We start from the raw sequence: 19622 nt of genomic DNA, 5'->3' as shown, positions 1-19622 counted from the left end.
GAACTGCAATGAAAAAACTAATAGCAGCCGCATTCGCAACCATGCTTTTGAGCGGTACGGCACTTGCCGATACCACTCTAAAGCTTGTTGAAGTCATTACCAGCCCGGAGCGCACCAAGACGCTTGAATCCATCGTTGCCAAGTTTGAGGCAGCCAATCCGGGCACCAAGGTTGAGATCATCTCGCTGCCATGGGGCGAATCCTTCCAGAAATTCGCAACCATGGTTTCGGCTGGTGAAATTCCTGACGTCATGGAAATGCCAGACACCTGGGTTTCGCTCTATGCCAATAACGGGATGCTGGAAAGCCTCGAGCCATATCTTGAAAAGTGGGAAACCACACCAGACCTGACCGAGCGCGCGCTTGAACTTGGCCGCAGCGTCAAGAACACAGCCTATACGCTGCCTTACGGCTTCTATCTGAACGCCATGTTCTACAACAAGAAGCTGCTGTCTGAGGCTGGTGTGTCCGAGCCACCGAAGACGATGGACGAATTTGTCGAAGCCTCCAAGAAGATTGCCGCTCTTCCCGGCAAGTCCGGGTTCTGTATGCGTGGTGGCCCCGGCGGCCTCAATGGCTGGGTGATTTTTGCTGCATCCATGGCCGGTGACAATAAGTTCTTCAACGAAGACGGCACCTCGACCATGAACAGCGAAGGTTGGAAAAAGGGCATCACCTGGATGGTCGATCTCTACAAGAACGGCCTTGCACCGAAGGACAGCGTCAACTGGGGCTTCAACGAAACCGTTGCCGGTTTCTATAGCGGCACCTGCGCCTTCCTCAACCAAGACCCGGATGCGCTGATCGCCATTGCCGAACGCATGAAGCCGGAAGATTTCGGCGTTGCCATCATGCCAAAGGGCCCGGCTGGCAAGACCTTCCCAACCATCGGCTTTGCCGGCTGGTCGATGATGAGCGGCAGCCAGAACAAGGACCTCTCCTGGAAGCTGATCTCGATGCTTGAAGGCCCGGAAGGCAACATCGAATGGAACAAGCGCACCGGTGCCTTGCCGGTTCTCAAATCCGCTCAGAACGATCCGTTCTATAGCGGCGAGCAGTTCAAGGGCTGGTTCGATGAACTGGCTGACAAGAACGTCGTTCCAACCGTCATGCCGACCTATCTGGAAGAATTTGCATTCTTCAAGGATTCGCTCGTCATCAAGACCTCGCAGGAAGCGCTTCTCGGCGACATCACGCCAGATCAGCTGGCCGACCAGTGGGCAGAATATCTGACCAAGGCACAGCAGAAGCACCTTTCAAAGCAATAGCAACATGAACAGCTTGCAGGCGTGGAACAGCCACGCCTGCAAAGCGAATGATGCAGCCCCGCGAAGGGAAAAATGATGAACGACACCGCTTCCATAAAGGCCCCGGTGCGCAACGACGTGCCAAAGCAGGATCGCCGCAGTTTTCTGCAGCGACTTGCGCACGCCTCCGAACCTTATCTCTACAGTGCCCCCGCACTGATCCTCATCGGCGCCGTCATGCTGGTTCCGCTGATCCTCGGCGTCTCCTATGCCTTTCGCGACATTCAGTTGCTCAACCCGTTTTCGGGTGGCTATGTGGGGCTTGATCATTTCCGCGAACTTGCGACCGATCAGGCTTTCTATCGTTCCTTAAAAAATACACTCTGGTGGACCGGTTGCTCGGTGCTGCTGCAATTCGTGTTCGGGCTTATTCTCGCCCTGTTGCTCGACAAGCCATTCGCCGGACGTGGGCTGGCACAGGCGTTGATCTTCCTGCCATGGGCTGTGCCGACTTTCCTCACAGGTCTTAACTTTGCATGGCTTTTTAATCCGGTTATCGGCCCGCTGCCGCATTGGCTACATGCAATCGGTATTCTGAGCGCACCAGACAACATCCTGTCCGACCCTAATCTGGCCATGTGGGGCATCATTACCGCCGGTGTGTGGTGGGGTATTCCGTTCTTTGCCATCACCATGCTGGCCGCCTTGCAGGCTATCCCGCGCGACCTTTATGAAGCAGCAGCGATCGATGGTGCTGGCCCCTTCCAGCGTTTTCTCTCAATCACTCTTCCCTACCTTGCGCCAACCATGGCTATCACCATTTTGCTGCGCACCGTCTGGATTGCCAACAGTGCCGATCTGATTGTCGTGATGACCGGCGGCGGTCCTGCCGACCGGACCCAAATCGTCGCCAGCTATATTTTCACGCAGGCCTTCAAACGGCTTGATTTCGGCTATGCTTCGGCGATTGCGATGGTCTTGCTTGTGCTGCTGATGGTCTATTCGATGCTCATCGTGCTGTTGCGCCAGACGCTTCTGAACAAGGATTGAGGCCATGACCAACCGTAAAATCCTCCTTGTTGGCGCGCACCGCATTGCCATTCTGCTATTCGTCCTGTTTGCACTGTTTCCGATTTTCTGGCTGGTGAAGGTTTCCGTCACACCCAATGATCTGCTTTACAGCGAAGGCGTGCGACTATGGCCATCGCGTATGACGTTCGATCATTTCAGCCATGTGTTGAATAACAGCTCGTTTCCGCTGTTTTTCCGCAACAGCCTGATCGTGTCCGGCTCAACTGCCATTATTGTTACGTTGCTGGCATCGCTGTCAGGCTATGCGCTGTCACGTTTCAACTTCCGCGCCAAATACTGGATTGTGGCGCTGATGCTGCTGACGCAGATGTTTCCGCTCGTGATGCTGATCGCGCCGATCTACAAAATCATGGCACCGCTCGGTCTCACCAATAGCCTGATCGGCCTTATCATCGTCTATTCGGCATTCAATGTGCCTTTTGCCACCTTCCTGATGCAGTCGTTCTTCGACGGCATTCCGAAGGACCTCGAAGAAGCCGCAAAGATCGACGGCGCAACGCAGTTCATGGCTTTTCGCCAGATCATTCTGCCGCTGACTCTGCCCGGCATTGCAGCAACGCTAGGCTTTGTTTTCACCGCAGCGTGGAGCGAGCTTCTGTTCGCGCTGATGCTGATTTCCGGCAATGATTCAGCCACGTTCCCGGTCGGGCTTTTGAGCTTCGTCTCAAAATTCTCGGTCGATTTCGGACAGATGATGGCAGCGGGCGTGCTCGCGCTGATCCCGGCCTGTCTCTTCTTCTTCCTCATTCAACGATATCTCGTGCAGGGCCTCACGGCTGGCGCGGTCAAAGGCTGAAAGGATTTTTCCCTATGGCTTCCATCGATATTCAGTCAGTCCGCAAGAGCTATGGCGAACATGCTGTTCTGCACGGCGTTGATCTTGAGATCAAGGATGGCGAATTCATTGTGCTGGTCGGCCCGTCAGGCTGTGGCAAATCCACATTGCTGCGCATGATTGCGGGCCTTGAAGACATCACCGCCGGCCAGGTGCAAATCAGTGGCAAGCGCGTCAATGAACTGGCACCCAAAGACCGCGATATTGCTATGGTGTTTCAGTCCTATGCGCTCTACCCGCATATGAGTGTCGCCGACAATATGAGCTACAGTATGCGGCTGCGCAAAACGCCTAAAGAAAAGATTGCAAGCGCCATCAAATCGACCGCCGCCAAACTTGGGCTAGATCCTTTGCTGGAACGTCGCCCGAAGGCGCTTTCAGGCGGCCAGCGTCAACGTGTTGCCATGGGCCGCGCCATTGTGCGTCAGCCCAAGGCCTTCCTCTTTGACGAGCCGCTTTCCAACCTCGATGCCCGCCTGCGCGAGCAGATGCGTGCTGAAATCAAGAAGCTGCATGGTGAGCTGAAAGCCACATCCATCTATGTGACACATGACCAGATCGAAGCCATGACTCTGGCCGACCGTATCGTCGCCATGCATGGTGGTGTGGTGCAACAGGTCGGCTCTCCACTGGAGCTTTATGACCGCCCGGCCAATCTCTTCGTGGCAGGTTTCATCGGCTCACCCGCCATGAATTTTCTCGAAGTTACCTATCTTGAAAAGGATGGTGGCCCGCGTCTGAAGCTCAAAGACGGCACGCTCATCGCGCTGCCGCAGCCGGTAAAACTCAAGGACGGCGCGAACGCCACGCTAGGCATTCGTCCAGAGCATGTGCATATCGAGAATTCAGCAAGCCTGACGGCTGATGTCGATCTGGTCGAGCCGACCGGTTTCGGCATTATCCTGCATCTCAGCCTCCACGGATTGCCGTTCAAGATTTTCACGCTGGATCGCGATGCTCTTCATGCGCAGGGTTCTGTTCAGGTGAGCTTCCCGGCACAGCATCTCCATCTGTTCGATGGCGAAGGAAATCGCGTCGAGAGCGCTTAAACTGCATCCGAAAACCGCGCCTGAATGCTCTGCGAAAGCAGGGCAACGGGGCGGCTTTGATCACCAGCCTTGAGCCAGATCAGCTCTTCAATCTCACTGGAAGCGGCAGGCACCTGCCCTTCTTTCAGAGTGAGATGAAACAGCTCGGCTTCAACCGTGGAATCAAGTTCATTGGCTGCAGGCGCTGACATTTTCGCAGCATAGCTTAACTGGCTTTCGTCAATGCGAATGCCAAGCTCTTCTTTGATCTCGCGGATTAGGGCTATTTCAGGCGCTTCGCCTGCATCAATCTTGCCACCGGGCTGGAAAAAAATCTCGCTGCCGCGCTTGCGCACGAGGAGGAAACGGCCCGCTTCATCACGGACAATGGCTGCTGCAATAAGAATCGTTTTCATGATGACGAAACATCGTCGCGAACACGCACACCGTCAAGAATGATTGCCGCAATGGAGCGTGCCGTCTGCTCGTAAAAATCCGGTTCTTCCGTGCGTTTGCCAAGTATGGCTGCGACCTGAACCGAGAAGTCGGAATAATGCTGCGTCACCGCCCAGATCGTGAAAATCAGGTGATAGGGATCAATCGGCGCAATGCGCTTCTCCTCAATCCAGCGATGAATGACCCGCGCTTTTTCATCGACCAGATCTTTCAGATGGCCTTTCAGAAACTCGGTAATTGCCGGTGCGCCATGCAGAATTTCATTGGCAAACAGCCGCGATGCTTCTGGCCGTTTGGCCGAAAGCTCAAGCTTTTGCGCGATATAGTTTCGCAACTCCTCAAGCGGATCACCTTGCGGGTTGATGCTCTCAAACGGGCCAAGCCATTCTGTGAGTGTCTCTTCAAGAACCGTCACATAGATATTCTGTTTGCGCGGAAAATAATAAAGCAGGTTTGGCTTCGACATCCCTGCCTTTTCGGCGATCTGATCGACTGTCGAACCACGAAAGCCATAGGCGGAAAAGACATCAAGCGCTGCATCCAGAATAAGCCTGCGGTTGATCGCCTGTATGCGCGTCGCACCTTCCGCCTTCTCGTTTGCACCTGCTTCGGCGGGAGCTGTCGCATCTGTGACCATTTAACACCTTCTGACGAAGCAAAATTTCTTAAAACCGCTTGACCGTTGTCGAACGCTCTTCTAGCCTGCATTTTGACCAACTAGTCAAGTTTTTGCAAATACTGCAAGAAGATTGAGGCCAAAGAGCCGGGTCGCGGGAACAACATAACATGCGAAGCGCTGGCAGCAATGCCACAGCTTATGCATGCTTGAAATGTGGAGGCAGAGCATATGGCGCTCAGCAGCAATCCCAGTTTCAGCAATCTCAAGGTCGATGGTGATCGGCTATGGGACAGCTTGATGGATATGGCCAAAATTGGCCCTGGTATTCGTGGCGGCAATAACCGCCAGACGCTGACCGATGAAGACAGCGAAGGCCGCCAGCTTTTCCAGTCGTGGTGTGAAAAAGCCGGATTGTCGATGACCGTCGACACGATGGGCAATATGTTCTTCCTTCGCCCCGGCAAAGATGCGGATGCTGATCCGGTTTACATGGGCAGCCATCTCGACACGCAGCCGACAGGCGGCAAATATGACGGCGTGCTCGGTGTGCTTGGCGGACTTGAAGTCATGCGCACATTGAACGACACCAATATCAAGACAAAGCGCCCTATCGTCGTGGTCAATTGGACCAATGAAGAAGGCACGCGTTTTGCGCCTGCAATGCTCGCTTCCGGCGTTTTCGCCGGTGTGCATGAACAGGATTGGGCCTATGAACGCACCGACGCCAAAGGCAAGAAATTCATTGATGAGCTGGAGCGTATTGGCTGGAAGGGCGACGAACCGGTCGGCAAGCGCAAAATTCATTCCATGTTCGAGCTGCACATCGAACAAGGCCCGATTCTTGAGATTGAGAACAAGGACATTGGCGTTGTCACCCATGGTCAGGGACTGTGGTGGTTGCAGGTAACATTAACCGGCAAGGAAGCGCATACTGGCTCGACGCCTATGAAGATGCGCAAGAATGCAAGCGTAGGGCTGGGCAAGATGCTGCAGCTCGTCAACGAGATCGCCATGTCGCATCAGCCTGATGCTGTTGGCGGCGTGGGCCATATTGAAGTCTCGCCAAACTCACGCAATGTGCTTCCAGGCCAAATCGTATTCACCGTCGATTTCCGTTCGCCGGATCAAAAAACCCTCGATGCAATGAAAGTGCGATTTGAAACTGAAGCGCCAAAAATCGCTGAAGAACTTGGCATCGGGATTGAAATCGAAGTGGCCGGACATTTCGATCCCGTCACTTTCGACGAGGGCTGCGTCACGGCTATTCGCAATGCAGCCGAACGGCTTGGTTACAGCCATCGCAACATCGTTTCAGGCGCCGGTCACGACGCCTGCTGGATCAATCGTGTAGCGCCTACCGCCATGGTCATGTGTCCATGCGTGGATGGTCTCAGCCACAACGAAGACGAAGATATTTCCAAAGAATGGGCATCGGCTGGCGCTGATGTGCTTCTTCATGCCGTATTGGAGACTGCTGAAATTGTAAGTTAGTTTTCAGCCCATCCAATACTGCTTAATGTTCGAAACAAAACCAAAAAGGGGAACGCGAACATGGTTAGTTCTGGGGCAAATAAGGTTATCAAAGGCGGCACCGTCATTACGGCAGACCGCACCTTTAAAGCCGACGTTCTCATCGAAGGCGAGAAGATTGTTGCCGTGGGCGATAATCTGACCGGCGATGAAACCATCGACGCTTCGGGCTGTTACATCATGCCCGGCGGCATCGATCCGCATACGCATTTGCAGATGCCCTTCATGGGCACCTATTCATCCGACGATTTCGACACCGGCACCGCTGCAGCGCTTGCAGGCGGCACGACGATGGTTGTGGATTTCGTGCTGCCCGGACCGGAAGGCAATCTGCTCGACGCGTTGCAGGAATGGTTCCAGAAGGCAGGCAAGGCCCGCACCGACTATTCTTTCCATATGGCGATCACCGGCTGGAGCGAACGCGCTTTCAATGAAATGCCGGAAGTGGTGAAACGCGGCATCAACACCTTCAAGCACTTCATGGCCTATAAGGGCGCGTTGATGGTCAATGATGACGAGATGTTCGCATCGTTCCAGCGCTGCGCTGAGCTTGGTGCTATGCCGCTTGTTCATGCAGAAAACGGCGACATCGTTGCGCAATTGCAGGCAAAGCTGCTGGCCGCTGGCAATGACGGACCGGAGGCGCACGCCTATTCACGCCCGCCGGAAGTGGAAGGCGAAGCAACCAACCGCGCCATCATGATTGCCGATCAGGCCGGTGTGCCGCTTTATGTGGTGCACACATCCTGCGAGCAGGCGCATGAAGCAATCCGCCGCGCACGCCAGAAAGGGATGCGCGTTTATGGCGAGCCGCTCATCCAGCATTTGACGCTCGATGAAAGTGAGTATCACAATCGCGACTGGGATTATGCTGCGCGCCGCGTGATGTCGCCGCCATTCCGCGACAAGGTCAATCAGGATAGTCTCTGGGCAGGCTTAGCTGCAGGCAGTCTGCAATGTGTTGCAACCGATCATTGCGCCTTCACATCCGAACAAAAGCGCCATGGTATCGGCAATTTCACCAAGATTCCGAATGGTACGGGCGGGCTTGAAGAACGGTTGCCTGTGCTCTGGACGCGTGGTGTTCGGACTGGTCGTCTCACTCCCAATGAATTCGTGGCTGTCACCTCAACTAATATTGCGAAGATCCTCAATATCTATCCGCGAAAGGGTGCGATCCTGCCGGGTGCTGATGCCGATATCATCATCTGGGACCCGGAGGCGACCAAGAAGGTCTCCGCCAAGACGCAGCACTCTTCCATTGATTACAATGTCTTTGAAGGATTTGAGCTGAAAGGGCTGCCGGTCAAGACATTCTCGCGCGGTCGTCTTGCTTTCGACAAGGGGCATGTGACGGCGCAGCCGGGTGATGGACGTTTCATTGAACGCGAGCCTAACGGCGCGGTCAACCGGGCCCTGTCGCAGTGGAAAGAAATCGTCGCGCCACGCAAAGTGGAACGCAGCGCCGAACATATGCCGATAGGGGTCTGAACCATGGCTCTGGCTCAATTTCGGGAAATGCGCATGAATTCAGAAAACAGCGTTGCCCCGGAAAGGGGCCTGAAGACTGCTGAGACAGTCATCGACATTAAAGACCTGTCGCTGGTGTTTGAAACCAATGACGGTCCGGTTCATGCCCTGTCCGACATCAATCTCGCCATTCAACGTGGCGAGTTTGTTTCTTTCATTGGTCCGTCTGGTTGCGGCAAAACCACCTTGATGCGTGTGGTGGCTGATCTTGAACAGCCCACATCCGGCTCTGTAACCGTTAACGGCAAGACGCCTGAACAGGCGCGGCTTGATCGCTCTTACGGCTATGTCTTTCAGGCGGCGGCACTGTTTCCGTGGCGCACCATTGAAGAAAATATCAGCCTGCCGCTGGAAGTGATGGGATATAGCGCGGCCGATCGCAAAGCGCGGATCGAAAAGAACCTTGCACTGGTGAACCTTTCCGGCTTCGGCAAGAAGTTTCCATGGCAGCTTTCCGGTGGAATGCAGCAGCGAGCATCGATTGCCCGTGCGCTGTCATTCGATCCGGATATGCTGCTGATGGACGAGCCGTTCGGCGCACTGGATGAGATCGTTCGCGATCACCTCAACGAACAGCTTCTCAAGCTCTGGGCCGCAACGCAAAAGACTGTCATCTTTGTAACCCACTCGATCCCGGAAGCCGTTTTTCTTTCGACCAAGATCGTCGTGATGAGCCCGCGCCCGGGCCGCATTCATGAAATCATCGACTGTGATCTCGGGCCGGATCGCACACTGGATATTCGTGAATCGGAAGCGTTTCTCAAAATCGCCCATCGTGTGCGCGAAGGCCTGCGGCTGGGGCACATCCATGATTAAATCGAGGGGCATGATTAAATCAGGGGGCACGACTAAACAGCGGGGGCAAAAATTAGATGAAAGGGGGCTGACATGAGAGCCTTTTTTCACGACAAATTTATTCCGGTAACGACCGTTCTGCTCATCATCATTGGGCTATGGTATGCGCTGGCTGTGTTCCTCAATGCGCCGTTTGAGCGCGATCAGGCAGAGCGGGCCGGAACCGAGATTTCATTCTCGACAATTGCGGCCAATACGATGCATCAGGATCGCCCGGTCCTGCCTGCGCCGCATCAGGTCGCGGAAGAAATCTGGAAAACCGTGTTTGATGTGAAACCAAGCTCCAAGCGCAGCCTTGTCTATCATGGCTGGGTGACGCTCTCATCGACATTGCTCGGTTTTGTGCTGGGATCGGCGCTTGGTGTGTTGCTCGCGGTCGGCATTGTACATTCGCGCACACTCGACAAAAGCCTGATGCCGTGGATCATCACCTCGCAGACAATCCCCATCCTCGCCATCGCACCGATGATTATTGTGGTGCTGAATGCGATTGGTATTTCGGGCCTGTTGCCAAAGGCCATCATATCGACCTATCTCTCCTTCTTCCCCGTTGCGGTGGGCATGGTCAAGGGCCTGCGCTCGCCCGATGTGATGCATCTTGATCTGATGCGGACTTACAATGCATCGCGCAATCAGGTGTTCTGGAAACTACGCTGGCCTGCGGCTATGCCGTTCCTGTTCACATCGATGCAGATTGCAGTGGCTATCAGTCTGGTGGGGGCTATCGTCGGCGAGTTGCCAACCGGTGCGGTTGCAGGTCTTGGCGCGCGTTTGCTGGCGGGTTCTTATTACGGGCAGACGGTTCAGATATGGGCCGCCCTCATCGCAGCAGCCATCATGGCGGGGTTGCTTGTTGCACTTGTCGGGCTGATCGCACGCATCGTCAACCGACGTATGGGTGCACGACCAGAAAGGGCAGCTGCATGATGATGAACGTCATAATCATTATCGCGCTGATTGCCGTTTCCTGGGCAATTGTGGGCTGGGTGGCAAGCCTTAAGGCGCGCAACCCACACGCCCAAAAGCTGCTGGACATTGCCGTCCCTGCCCTCTTCGGCATAGCGATGCTTCTCCTTTGGGAAGTCACCGTTCGATTGTTTGCCGTGCCGCAGGTGCTCTTGCCTGCCCCGTCAGTCATATGGGCGCGGATTACGAGTTCGGTTCCGATCCTGTGGGCCGACTTCCAGCAGACCTTCATGAAGGCCGTCATCATCGGCTATATCGCGGGCTGCGGACTGGGTTTCATTACGGCGATCATCGCTGATCGCATACCGTTCCTGCGCAAAGGCCTGCTGCCGCTTGGAAACCTTGCTGCTGCCCTTCCGATTGTCGGCGTGGCTCCCATCATGGTGATGTGGTTTGGCTTCGACTGGCAGTCAAAGGCAGCGGTCGTCATCATCATGACCTTCTTCCCGATGCTCGTGAACACGGTTGCGGGACTTGCGGCAAGCGGCTCGATGGAGCGCGATCTGATGCAGACCTATGGTTCTAACTACTGGCAAACGCTCATTAAGCTGCGCCTGCCAGCAGCCATGCCTTTCATCTTCAATGCACTCAAGATCAATTCAACGCTGGCGCTGATCGGGGCCATTGTGGCCGAGTTTTTCGGCACGCCGATTGTCGGCATGGGTTTTCGCATTTCAGCAGAAATCGGGCGCATGAATGTGGACATGGTCTGGGCCGAAATCTTTGTTGCCGCTCTTGCGGGGTCGCTCTCTTATGGGCTGATCGCGCTGATCGAGCGCAGAATGACATTCTGGCACCCTTCTTACAGGAGAGGATTAGCTTGAATATTCGGCATCTGCAAAAATAAGGCAGAGCCCTAACCAGAGGAGAACTGAAATGAAAAAGGCAATTTCTCTATGCCTTGGAACAGCCGGACTGGCACTGGCGCTCATGAACAGCTCGGCAATGGCAGCTGACAAGCTGACCTTGCAGCTCAAATGGGTGACGCAGGGACAGTTTGCGGGCTACTACGTTGCCAAGGATAAAGGCTTTTATGAAGCCGAAAATCTCGACGTGGACATCAAGCCGGGTGGCCCGGATGTGGCTCCACCTCAGGTGATCGCCGGTGGTGGTGCTGACGTAGTGGTGGACTGGATGCCGTCTGCGCTCGCCACCCGCGAAAAGGGCGTTCCGCTCGTTAACATCGCGCAGCCATTCAAGAAATCCGGCATGATGCTGACCTGCCGCAAGGACACCAACATCACCAAGCCGGAAGACTTCAAGGGCCGCACGCTTGGCGTCTGGTTCGGCGGCAATGAATATCCGTTCCTGTCGTGGATGAGTCATCTGAAAATCCCGACCGAAGGCGGCAAGGACGGCGTGACCGTGCTCAAGCAGGGCTTTAACGTGGATCCGCTGATCCAGAAGCAGGCCGATTGCATTTCCACCATGACCTATAATGAATATTGGCAGGTGATTGATGCCGGTATTCCGGCGGATCAGCTCGTCGTGTTCCCCTATGAAGAACAAGGCGTCGCCACGCTTGAAGACGGGCTCTACGTGCTCGATAAGAGCCTTGAAGACCCTGCAATGGTCGACAAGCTTGCCCGCTTTGTCCGCGCTTCGATGAAGGGCTGGCAATATGCGTCAGAACATCCTGATGAAGCCGCCGAGATCATTCTCGAAAACGACTCTTCCGGTGCTCAGACACAGGAAGTTCAGGAGCGCATGGTGAAGGAAATCGCCAAGCTGATTGACGGTTCTGACGGCACGCTTGATGTAGCTGCTGCCGACCGCACCGTCGAAACTTTGCTTGGGGGCGGCTCTGATCCTGTCATTACCAAGAAGCCGGAAGGTGCATGGTCCGCAAAGGTAACGGACGCGATGAAAAAGTAATCAAGGCAATTAGAGCGCCGGGCGTCCTATTGGACGCCCAAAGGTCGCTCTGTCTCTTTAAAACCAGAGCATAATTTTACCTTAAACTGATCCAAGTTTAAGGAATTATGCTCTGAAAAACCCGGTCTCACGACCGGGCTTTTAACGAGTATTTCTGTCCAGAAATACTCTAGTCCTTTTCCGCACATCACGTTCCGAAAACCGGTACCCACTTTTCGGGATGTGCTTTATTTCAGCTTCTCTTCCAAAGCGACAGCCCTGACCAGCTCGCGTTCAAGCCGTGCTTCTTCTTCAACCTTTGGCTTGGTGAAGCGTCCGAGCAGAAGATAGGCAACCGGCGTCACGAAAAGCGTGGCAATCGTTGCAAGGCCAAGACCGCCAACGATAACCCAGCCGAGTGCGACACGCGCTTCTGCGCCCGCACCGCTTGCCAGCACCAGCGGCACACCACCCAGAACCGAACAGATCATCGTCATACAGACCGGACGCAGTCGGATATTGGCTGCTTCCTCGATGGCCTGACGAACATTCATGCCCTTATCGCGCAACTGATCGGCAAATTCGACGATCAGAATACCGTTCTTGGCCATGATGCCGACCAGTAGCACAAGCCCGATCTGGCTATAGACGTTAAGGCTTGTGCCGGTGAGGATCATCGCAAACACAGCACAGCCGAGGCCCAAAGGCACCGTCGCCATAACGATCAGCGCACTGATGAAGCTTTCAAACTGAGCTGCAAGCACCAGCATGATAATGATGATCGCAAAGCCGAAGACGAGTGCAATACCCGTTGAGGTTTCGCTCAATGTCGAGGCTTCTGCTAATGGAATGATATGCGCGCCGGGCGGCAGAAGTGGTGCAGCAATTTGCAACGCTGCAGCATAGGCATCGCCCAAGGCAAAGTCGCTGCGAAGGTCGGTCGTGATTGCAACCGAGCGCAGGCGCTCTTCACGGTTCAACTGGGGCGGAACAGCCTTTTCAACGACAGTTGCAATCGAAGACATCGGCACATAGCGACCGTCAGTCGTCTTGAGGAAGACGTTTTCAAGATCGGTCGGATCGTTGATCGGGTTGGTGGTCGAAACAAGCTTCACGTCGAAGCTTCTGTCGCCCACGTAAACCGAGCCGATCTTGCGACCATCAAGAACAGACTGAACTGCATTGGCAAGACCGGTAATATCGATGCCGAGATCGGACGCGCGTTCGCGGTTGATTTCGACGGAAAGCTGCGGTTGCGTTGGCTCGACTGACAGGCGCGGCTGCACAAAACGCGGATCTTTTTCGAGCGCTGCAACTATCGCATCCGTCGCTGGACGAAGCTTGGCGTAATCACTGCCAAGAACGGCAAACTGCAAGCCGTTACCTGCACCGCGAATGCCAAGGCTATTTGGCTGAACAGTAAAAATGCGGACCGCTGTAATCCCGCTTACGCGCGCGGTGATGTCGGCCATGATTTCCTGCTGCGTGCGGCTGCGTTCTTTCCAAGGTGCAAGTGTCAGCACGACAAAGCCGTTGTTTGAAGAACCACCAGAACCGGCAATTGCGTAAGTCGTCTGGATCTCACCGCTATCGCGCAAAGGCTGGATAGCGGTTTCGATTCTGTCGAGCTGCGACTGAAGATATTCTACGCTGATACCTTGCGGGCCGTTGATGCGAAGAAGCGCTACAGCACGATCTTCGGTCGGCGTCAGTTCCTGTCTGAGCATACCGAAACCGACATAGGATGCGCCAGCGAAGAGCACCGCCACCAGCACCACGATATATGGAGCCGAAAGACAGGCATGGAGGCTCCGGCGATAGAAATTCGCCAAACCGCTGCCGATGCGGCGCAGGAACTTCGGGCCGTGACCGCCGCCTTCCGTAGCCTCCGCACCTTCCTTGAGGAAGCGCGATGCAAGCATCGGACAGAGCGTCAGTGCCACAATCGATGACAACAGAATTGCAATCGCCAGCACGAAACCAAATTCGCGAAACAGACCACCCGCCTGCCCCGGCAGGAAAGAAATCGGCACGAAAACGGCAACCAGCGTCAATGTCGTCGCGATAACCGCAAAGAACACTTCCTGTGTGCCAAGCACAGCTGCTGCACGCGGCCCCATGCCCTGATTGCGTCGTCGGACAATATTTTCGAGCACGACAATCGCGTCATCCACCACAAGGCCTGTGGCGAGCACCAGCGCGAGCAGCGTGAGAATATTGACCGAGAAACCCGTCAGATAAATCGCGGCAATCGTACCGATAAGGGCGACCGGCATGGCCAGAGCGGGGATAAGCGTTGCGCGGATATCCCACAGAAACATGAAAATAATCACGACAACGATAATGACCGAAGCAATCAGCGCGATTTCAACCTCATGGATAGCGCCATTGATGAAGCTGGCATCATCACTGGTGACGGTCACGTCCACACCCGGTGGCAAGGTGTTCTTCAAATTTGCAACAGCGGCGCGAACGCCTTCGGAAATATCGAGCGTATTCGACTGTGCCTGACGCACGATACCCAGGCCGATTGCTGTCTTCCCGTTGGAACGAACAGCGGAGCTTTCCACATCCGGACCAAGCGTTACTGTTGCCACATCGCGGATTTGCGTGCGGCCTTTGATATAGACGTTTTCAAAATCCTCAGGCCGTTCAAGATTGGCCGTTGCACGAACCACAATTGACTGATCTGAACTGCGCAGCGAGCCTGCAGGCGCATCAAGCCCCATGGAAGACAGTGCGCTGGATAGATCCGCAATGGTCAGGCCATAGCTTGCAAGGCGCGCCTGATTGATATCAATGCGGAAAATCTTGTCGCGATCACCATTGATCTGCACATCGGCCACGCCAGGAACAGCTGAAAGGACATCCTGGATCTGGTCTTCCACCAGCACCGTCATATCGTCGACGGCCATCGTGTCGGAGGTGACAGCGAGGCGCATTACCGGATCGGCATTGGAGTCGGCTTTGATGATGCGGGACGGGTCGGCTTCTTCCGGCACGTCGTTGGCAACACGCGAAATCGCGTCGCGCATGTCGGCGGCAGCGACATTGAGATCAACACCGTCGTTGAACTCGACTGTGACACGGCTGCGCTCGAAAGACGAAGAAGAAGAAATCGTTTTAACGCCCGATACGCGGGCGACCGCGTTTTCGAGAACCTGCGTGAGCTGTCGGTCGATCGTTTCCGCCGAAGCACCACTAAAATCAGTACTGATGGTAACGACAGGACGGTCCACATCGGGCAATTCACGAATATCGACGCCAGTGAAGGCCGCCATACCCGCGACAATGATCAGAACGTTGATGACGAAGGCAAAGACCGGACGGCGGATGAAAAGCGCCGTCGATCCGCCATTGTTTCCGGATTTCGAATTAGGATTGCTCACGCTTTATCCTCACCCTGCAACGCGGCTTTTGGCGGCGGGATCAATGCGGGCTGTCCCCTGCTCGTCCTGCAGACGCACCGGCGCATCATCGCGTACGGTTTGCACGCCCTGCGTAACAATCATGTCGCCTTCTTTAACGGCGCCATCGATCAGGATATTGGTCGAGTTACGCTGCACGATGCGCGCGGATACTTTCTTTGCAACACCTTCTTCAACGCGCCAGACATAAGATCCATCTGCGCCCCACTGAATGGCCAGCGGATCAACAGAAGGATAACTGTTGCCCGGGAAAAGAACAGTGACCGAGAATGACATGCCCGCACGCAAGCGGTCCTGTTCATTGTTGATTTCGGCGCGCACATGCAGCGTTCGGCTTGCCTCATCAAGCATGTTGTCCACGGCGTTGATTTCGCCCTTATCCGTTACGCCCGGAAAAGCGGTAGATTCTGCAGTAAGCGGCTGGCCGACCTTGATTTGCGGAGCAAAACGTTCAGGCACCCAGATGTCGATCAGCACTTTGGAGCGGTCATCAATTCGGGCAATGGATGTCTGTGCAGTGACATAGTTACCGGCGTTTACCGGGAGAATACCGACTATACCAGTAATTGGTGCGCGCACGGTACGGCGGCTCAACGCAAGCTGCGCATCATCAAGAGCGAGCTTGGCATTGGACAGGGCCAGATCGGCTTCAACTTCCTGTACGACGGTTGCGGTATTTGTGGAGCGCAGCCGTGCAATACGCTGACGGGTGGTTTCAGCATCTTTCAGTGCGATCTGCGCTTTATTGACTGCAATCGTTTCGGTCTCATTGTCGAGGATCGCAATCGGATCACCTGCCTTGATGGCATCGCCTGCCTTAACGAGCAGCTCATTCATATAGCCGCTCGAATAAGGTGTGACAGAAACCGTGCTGAGAGCGCGGGCTGAACCGATGGCCGTCAGACGATTGTTGATTGTCTCTTCGCCTGCTGGCTCAACCACGACCAGCGGAGCTGCACGACCGGAAGATCCACCCGATTGTGCACCATGCTTCTGCTGCCCAGAGGCTTCACCCGAAGCCGTCTGTGTCGAAGAGTCTTTGTTTTTATATATGTACCAGCCGCCACCGGCGACAATAATGATAAGCAGGCACAGAACAATCTGCTTCCAAGACTTCATTCAACTCTCCGGCAAGGCATTGTCGCTTAGGCAGCGCGCCTCTCATTCAAATCATTCATATTCAGGTTGGGCGCAGGATATGCAGCAAACAGTATCAAAATAATGATCGCCCCAATAGGTTGCATCGGAATTGCAACAATCGAAGCGTCACGGATTTTCCCATTTGCGAGTTTGCACAGACCGATTCAGCACGTCGAGTTAAATTTCGGTAATGCTTGCGGCCAACTTCTTTCAATCAATTTAGACAAAGGCCGTTGGAATTAACTTGCGCCTCCATATATAGAAGACGACATTTATATGTATCGCATTGTGTGAGCTTACTGAGATTGGGCACGGCCGCATTGCAGCCAGACAGCCTGTCAATTTGGATTTAACGTATGGCGGCTGTTGAAAAGACCATGGATACGGCTGGTGTCGTCGCGGATGCGGCCACACATTCACCAACTATGGCTTCACCACAGGATGACAAGACCTCACCGATCCATTTTACGCGTCTGCGCTGGCGTAACCGGCTTTCGAGCAAGCTTCTCATTCTCACCGCACTTGCCGTTCTCATTGCAGAAGTGCTGATCTTTGTTCCATCCATCGCGAATATGCGCGTACGCTGGATGAGTTCGCGCCTTGATACAGTGGATGCTGTCAGCGAAGTGCTGATTGCCAGCGGCAACATCAATATTCCGCGCGAAGTGCAGGATAAGGTGCTGCTTGCGACCGGCACCAAGGCAATTGCTTTGCGTGAAGCGGGCGCATCGCATCTTCTGGCAATGAGTGAAATGCCCGGCAATATCGATCAGGTGGTCGATCTCAATAATATAAGTGAAGCTGCAGCAATCTGGGACGCGTTTGGAACGCTCTTTAACGGTGGTAATCGCACTTTGCGCATATATGGCTCAAACCCGCCATCCGCCAATCCGGGACGTATCATCGAAATCGTCACTTCCGATGCGCCGCTTCGCCATGCCATGCTGAGCTATGCAACCAATGTTGCAATCATCTCGCTTCTTATCTCGGTCATTGCCGCAAGCCTCATCTATCTCATAATCCATGAGATGCTGCTGCGTCCCGTCCGTCTGATGCATCGCAATATGATCGATTTTGCATCGGCGCCTGACAATCCGACGCGAATCCTTGTGCCCGAAAACCGCAAGGATGAGTTCGGCATTGCACAAAGGCAGATCGCGCATATTCAAAGTGATCTGCAGCGCACCCTGAAAGAGCAGAAACATCTGGCCGATCTCGGTCTCGCTGTTTCCAAGATCAATCATGACATGCGCAATATTCTGGCCTCCGCACAGCTCATGTCGGACCGTCTTGCTGATACCAGAGACCCGATGGTGCAGCGCTTTGCGCCGAAGCTCATTCACACGCTGAGCCGCGCCATCAACTATTCGGAGAGCGTGATGGCCTATGGCCGCTCGCAGGAAGCACCGCCTGCGCCGCGCCGCGTACAGCTTGCCACTGTCATTCTCGATGTGCAGGAAACACTTAATCTCAACAAGGAGAGCGGCATCGAGTTCGAAAACCTCATTCCGGGGGATTTCGAACTGAATGTCGATTCCGAGCAGCTCTTCCGTGTGCTGCATAATCTGTGCCGGAATTCAGTGCAGGCAATGGAGCGCGATCAGCGCAGCGATGTGTCCACCGTAAAGCGCCTCACCCTTTCTGCAGGCAGAATCGGAACCACGACAATCATCGGCGTGGAAGACACCGGTCCCGGCCTGCCGCAAAAGGCGCGCGACAATCTCTTTACCGCCTTCAAGGGCTCAACACGCAGCGACGGCACGGGTCTTGGCCTGGCAATCGCGCAGGAACTGGTTCGTGCGCATGGTGGCACGATCGAATTGCGCGAAGATCGTCCGATCGGTGCACATTTCGAGATTCGCCTTCCCGACCTTCCAAACTGGAATGACAGACGAAGCAGCCGATCTGAGAGCGAAGTCGCCTGATTTTTTACAGCGTAGCCAAAAAAATGTGCGTGAAATCAGAATGTTGCAGCATGTGATTCCTGCCTGCGACTGTCTTCATACGAGTGCGGCGCGGGCTTTTCCCGCTATGAGTTAGTTTTCCACGCTCTAATACACAGAGGAAAAGCCCGGAAATCCGGGCTTTGACAAGAAAACTTCACAGAACTTCATTTTTTTCTCAGAAGACGCTTGCATTTAGCAATCTGTCCGATTATCAACCGCCCATCGCCGCAGCAGACGCGGCACAGGCAAGCACCCGTAGCTCAGCTGGATAGAGCACCAGACTACGAATCTGGGGGTCAGAGGTTCGAATCCTTTCGGGTGCGCCATTCTTCTTCAAAGAAAATAAGATAGAAATTGTAACAGTTAGCCAACAGGCTTTCTGTTTAATTTCAATGATTTGCGGCTTTGGTCCGCTTATCCCAAAACATCCCGACATTTGAGATGCCGCAGTTCTTTGCTCGAGAAAGTTCGTGTGTAACGCGCTCGAATGCATTTGCAGCAATGCGCGAATGAACGCATCAGATCGTCAAGTTTTAGTTTGATTTTTGTGTGTGGGGAGACGCGCTTTTGTTCCCACTTTGGGGAGAAGACTGGTGCTGCGAGAGAGGATTGAACTCTCGACCTCTCCATTACCAATGGAGTGCTCTACCACTGAGCTACCGCAGCATTCTCTTGAACGCGGCGGACTTCTGACACATCATTACGCAAATCGCAAGCAACCAATCGCAATTATTTTCACATAATGTGGAAATCCCCTGTCAACCGCCACAGAAGGCGCTTTTCCCGCGCATTTTGCCGTAGTAAACACCCCTCATGAGCGAAGATAACACCCACGACGAGAAGAAAAATCAGGCGGACAGGCGCAAAAAGCGGCTTGCAGAGGAGCTTCGGGCGAATCTGATGCGTCGCAAAGCGCAAACCCGTTCGCGTCGTTCCGGCGATGCCGATGAACGCAACACCGGTATTACCGCTGGCAAAGACGACACCGATTAACGTGCGATTCAATTTTCCGGATTAGCATATCAGGCGGAACGAAAACGCAGCCGGCAAAGCCTTCCTTGAAGATAGGGAGCAGCTGCGGTAAAAGCGCAATTCA

Annotated in this window: 16 protein-coding genes and 2 tRNA genes; 13 read left to right on the top strand and 5 right to left on the bottom strand. The window is 54.4% G+C overall.

Annotated elements, in window-relative coordinates; translation table 11 throughout:
* The first annotated feature begins 8 nt into the window (after positions 1-8).
* The 4 genes from KMS41_01325 to ugpC all read left to right on the top strand — a co-directional run bounded on the left by KMS41_01325 (position 9) and on the right by ugpC (position 4223).
* Positions 9-1268: a sugar ABC transporter substrate-binding protein gene (locus tag KMS41_01325; GenBank protein ID QWK77915.1), complete on the top strand. Its 1260-nt coding sequence runs from the start codon at positions 9-11 to the stop codon at positions 1266-1268.
* Positions 1269-1343: 75 nt separating this feature from the next.
* Positions 1344-2297, top strand: a complete 954-nt coding sequence (locus KMS41_01320; GenBank protein ID QWK78734.1) for a sugar ABC transporter permease — start codon at positions 1344-1346, stop codon at positions 2295-2297.
* A 4-nt stretch (positions 2298-2301) separates the two neighbouring features.
* Entirely contained in the window at positions 2302-3135 is an 834-nt protein-coding gene (locus tag KMS41_01315; GenBank protein ID QWK77914.1) for a carbohydrate ABC transporter permease, read from the top strand.
* Between the two features lie 14 nt (positions 3136-3149).
* Positions 3150-4223 (top strand): sn-glycerol-3-phosphate ABC transporter ATP-binding protein UgpC, encoded by a 1074-nt coding sequence (ugpC, locus tag KMS41_01310; GenBank protein ID QWK77913.1) that lies wholly within the window; start codon positions 3150-3152, stop codon positions 4221-4223.
* On the opposite strand, the gene KMS41_01305 is transcribed toward ugpC, so the two are convergent.
* A complete protein-coding gene (locus KMS41_01305; protein QWK77912.1) occupies positions 4220-4618 on the bottom strand; it encodes an NUDIX domain-containing protein in 399 nt (132 codons plus the stop codon). The genes ugpC and KMS41_01305 overlap by 4 nt on opposite strands.
* The gene (locus tag KMS41_01300; GenBank protein QWK77911.1) at positions 4615-5295 is read right to left on the bottom strand and encodes a TetR family transcriptional regulator C-terminal domain-containing protein; all 681 of its coding nucleotides are present in this window, start codon (positions 5293-5295) and stop codon (positions 4615-4617) included. Before KMS41_01300 ends, KMS41_01305 begins: the two co-directional genes overlap by 4 nt.
* A 210-nt stretch (positions 5296-5505) precedes the next feature.
* On the opposite strand from KMS41_01300, the gene KMS41_01295 reads away from it, so the two are divergent.
* The 6 genes from KMS41_01295 (at position 5506) to KMS41_01270 (ending at position 12033) form a co-directional block, all read left to right on the top strand.
* Positions 5506-6768, top strand: coding sequence for a Zn-dependent hydrolase (locus KMS41_01295; GenBank protein QWK77910.1), 1263 nt, complete (start codon positions 5506-5508; stop codon positions 6766-6768).
* Between the two features lie 60 nt (positions 6769-6828).
* The gene (gene hydA / locus KMS41_01290) at positions 6829-8298 is read left to right on the top strand and encodes a dihydropyrimidinase (protein ID QWK77909.1); all 1470 of its coding nucleotides are present in this window, start codon (positions 6829-6831) and stop codon (positions 8296-8298) included.
* Between the two features lie 33 nt (positions 8299-8331).
* Positions 8332-9153, top strand: a complete 822-nt coding sequence (locus KMS41_01285; GenBank protein ID QWK77908.1) for an ABC transporter ATP-binding protein — start codon at positions 8332-8334, stop codon at positions 9151-9153.
* Between the two features lie 72 nt (positions 9154-9225).
* Positions 9226-10119, top strand: a complete 894-nt coding sequence (locus KMS41_01280) for an ABC transporter permease (GenBank protein QWK77907.1) — start codon at positions 9226-9228, stop codon at positions 10117-10119.
* A complete protein-coding gene (locus KMS41_01275; GenBank protein QWK77906.1) occupies positions 10116-10982 on the top strand; it encodes an ABC transporter permease in 867 nt (288 codons plus the stop codon). Before KMS41_01280 ends, KMS41_01275 begins: the two co-directional genes overlap by 4 nt.
* Before the next feature lie 52 nt (positions 10983-11034).
* Entirely contained in the window at positions 11035-12033 is a 999-nt protein-coding gene (locus tag KMS41_01270; GenBank protein QWK77905.1) for an ABC transporter substrate-binding protein, read from the top strand.
* 227 nt (positions 12034-12260) lie between these two features.
* Here KMS41_01270 and KMS41_01265 read toward each other — a convergent pair whose 3' ends face one another.
* Both KMS41_01265 and KMS41_01260 read right to left on the bottom strand, forming a co-directional pair.
* Positions 12261-15401: an efflux RND transporter permease subunit gene (locus tag KMS41_01265; GenBank protein ID QWK77904.1), complete on the bottom strand. Its 3141-nt coding sequence runs from the start codon at positions 15399-15401 to the stop codon at positions 12261-12263.
* A 9-nt stretch (positions 15402-15410) separates the two neighbouring features.
* A complete protein-coding gene (locus KMS41_01260) occupies positions 15411-16559 on the bottom strand; it encodes an efflux RND transporter periplasmic adaptor subunit (GenBank protein ID QWK77903.1) in 1149 nt (382 codons plus the stop codon).
* A gap of 377 nt (positions 16560-16936) precedes the next feature.
* Here KMS41_01260 and KMS41_01255 point away from each other — a divergent pair, with 377 nt between their 5' ends.
* Together KMS41_01255 and KMS41_01250 are read left to right on the top strand one after the other, a co-directional pair.
* A complete protein-coding gene (locus tag KMS41_01255) occupies positions 16937-18505 on the top strand; it encodes a HAMP domain-containing histidine kinase (GenBank protein QWK77902.1) in 1569 nt (522 codons plus the stop codon).
* Positions 18506-18775: 270 nt separating this feature from the next.
* A tRNA-Arg gene (locus KMS41_01250) sits at positions 18776-18852 on the top strand.
* Positions 18853-19117: 265 nt separating this feature from the next.
* On the opposite strand, the gene KMS41_01245 is transcribed toward KMS41_01250, so the two are convergent.
* Positions 19118-19192 (bottom strand) — tRNA-Thr (locus tag KMS41_01245).
* Between the two features lie 147 nt (positions 19193-19339).
* Between KMS41_01245 and KMS41_01240 the strand changes: the two genes are divergently transcribed.
* A complete protein-coding gene (locus KMS41_01240; protein QWK77901.1) occupies positions 19340-19519 on the top strand; it encodes a hypothetical protein in 180 nt (59 codons plus the stop codon).
* Positions 19520-19622 lie beyond the last annotated feature (103 nt).

The organism is Ochrobactrum sp. BTU1 (genome assembly GCA_018798825.1).
Classification (GTDB): domain Bacteria; phylum Pseudomonadota; class Alphaproteobacteria; order Rhizobiales; family Rhizobiaceae; genus Brucella.
The sequence above is the reverse complement of the archived record's forward strand: the minus strand, read 5'-3'. Positions and strand labels throughout refer to the sequence as shown.

Bases quoted from the DNA above. Each gene is read 5' to 3' on its own strand.
- KMS41_01275 (QWK77906.1), top strand. From the start codon at position 10,116: ATGATGATGAACGTCATAATCATTATCGCGCTGATTGCCGTTTCCTGG.
- ugpC (QWK77913.1), top strand. From the start codon at position 3,150: ATGGCTTCCATCGATATTCAGTCAGTCCGCAAGAGCTATGGCGAACAT.
- KMS41_01320 (QWK78734.1), top strand. From the start codon at position 1,344: ATGAACGACACCGCTTCCATAAAGGCCCCGGTGCGCAACGACGTGCCA.
- KMS41_01300 (QWK77911.1), bottom strand. From the start codon at position 5,295: ATGGTCACAGATGCGACAGCTCCCGCCGAAGCAGGTGCAAACGAGAAG.
- KMS41_01280 (QWK77907.1), top strand. From the start codon at position 9,226: ATGAGAGCCTTTTTTCACGACAAATTTATTCCGGTAACGACCGTTCTG.
- KMS41_01305 (QWK77912.1), bottom strand. From the start codon at position 4,618: ATGAAAACGATTCTTATTGCAGCAGCCATTGTCCGTGATGAAGCGGGC.
- KMS41_01285 (QWK77908.1), top strand. From the start codon at position 8,332: ATGAATTCAGAAAACAGCGTTGCCCCGGAAAGGGGCCTGAAGACTGCT.
- KMS41_01325 (QWK77915.1), top strand. From the start codon at position 9: ATGAAAAAACTAATAGCAGCCGCATTCGCAACCATGCTTTTGAGCGGT.
- KMS41_01260 (QWK77903.1), bottom strand. From the start codon at position 16,559: ATGAAGTCTTGGAAGCAGATTGTTCTGTGCCTGCTTATCATTATTGTC.
- KMS41_01295 (QWK77910.1), top strand. From the start codon at position 5,506: ATGGCGCTCAGCAGCAATCCCAGTTTCAGCAATCTCAAGGTCGATGGT.
- KMS41_01270 (QWK77905.1), top strand. From the start codon at position 11,035: ATGAAAAAGGCAATTTCTCTATGCCTTGGAACAGCCGGACTGGCACTG.
- KMS41_01255 (QWK77902.1), top strand. From the start codon at position 16,937: ATGGCGGCTGTTGAAAAGACCATGGATACGGCTGGTGTCGTCGCGGAT.
- KMS41_01315 (QWK77914.1), top strand. From the start codon at position 2,302: ATGACCAACCGTAAAATCCTCCTTGTTGGCGCGCACCGCATTGCCATT.
- hydA (QWK77909.1), top strand. From the start codon at position 6,829: ATGGTTAGTTCTGGGGCAAATAAGGTTATCAAAGGCGGCACCGTCATT.
- KMS41_01240 (QWK77901.1), top strand. From the start codon at position 19,340: ATGAGCGAAGATAACACCCACGACGAGAAGAAAAATCAGGCGGACAGG.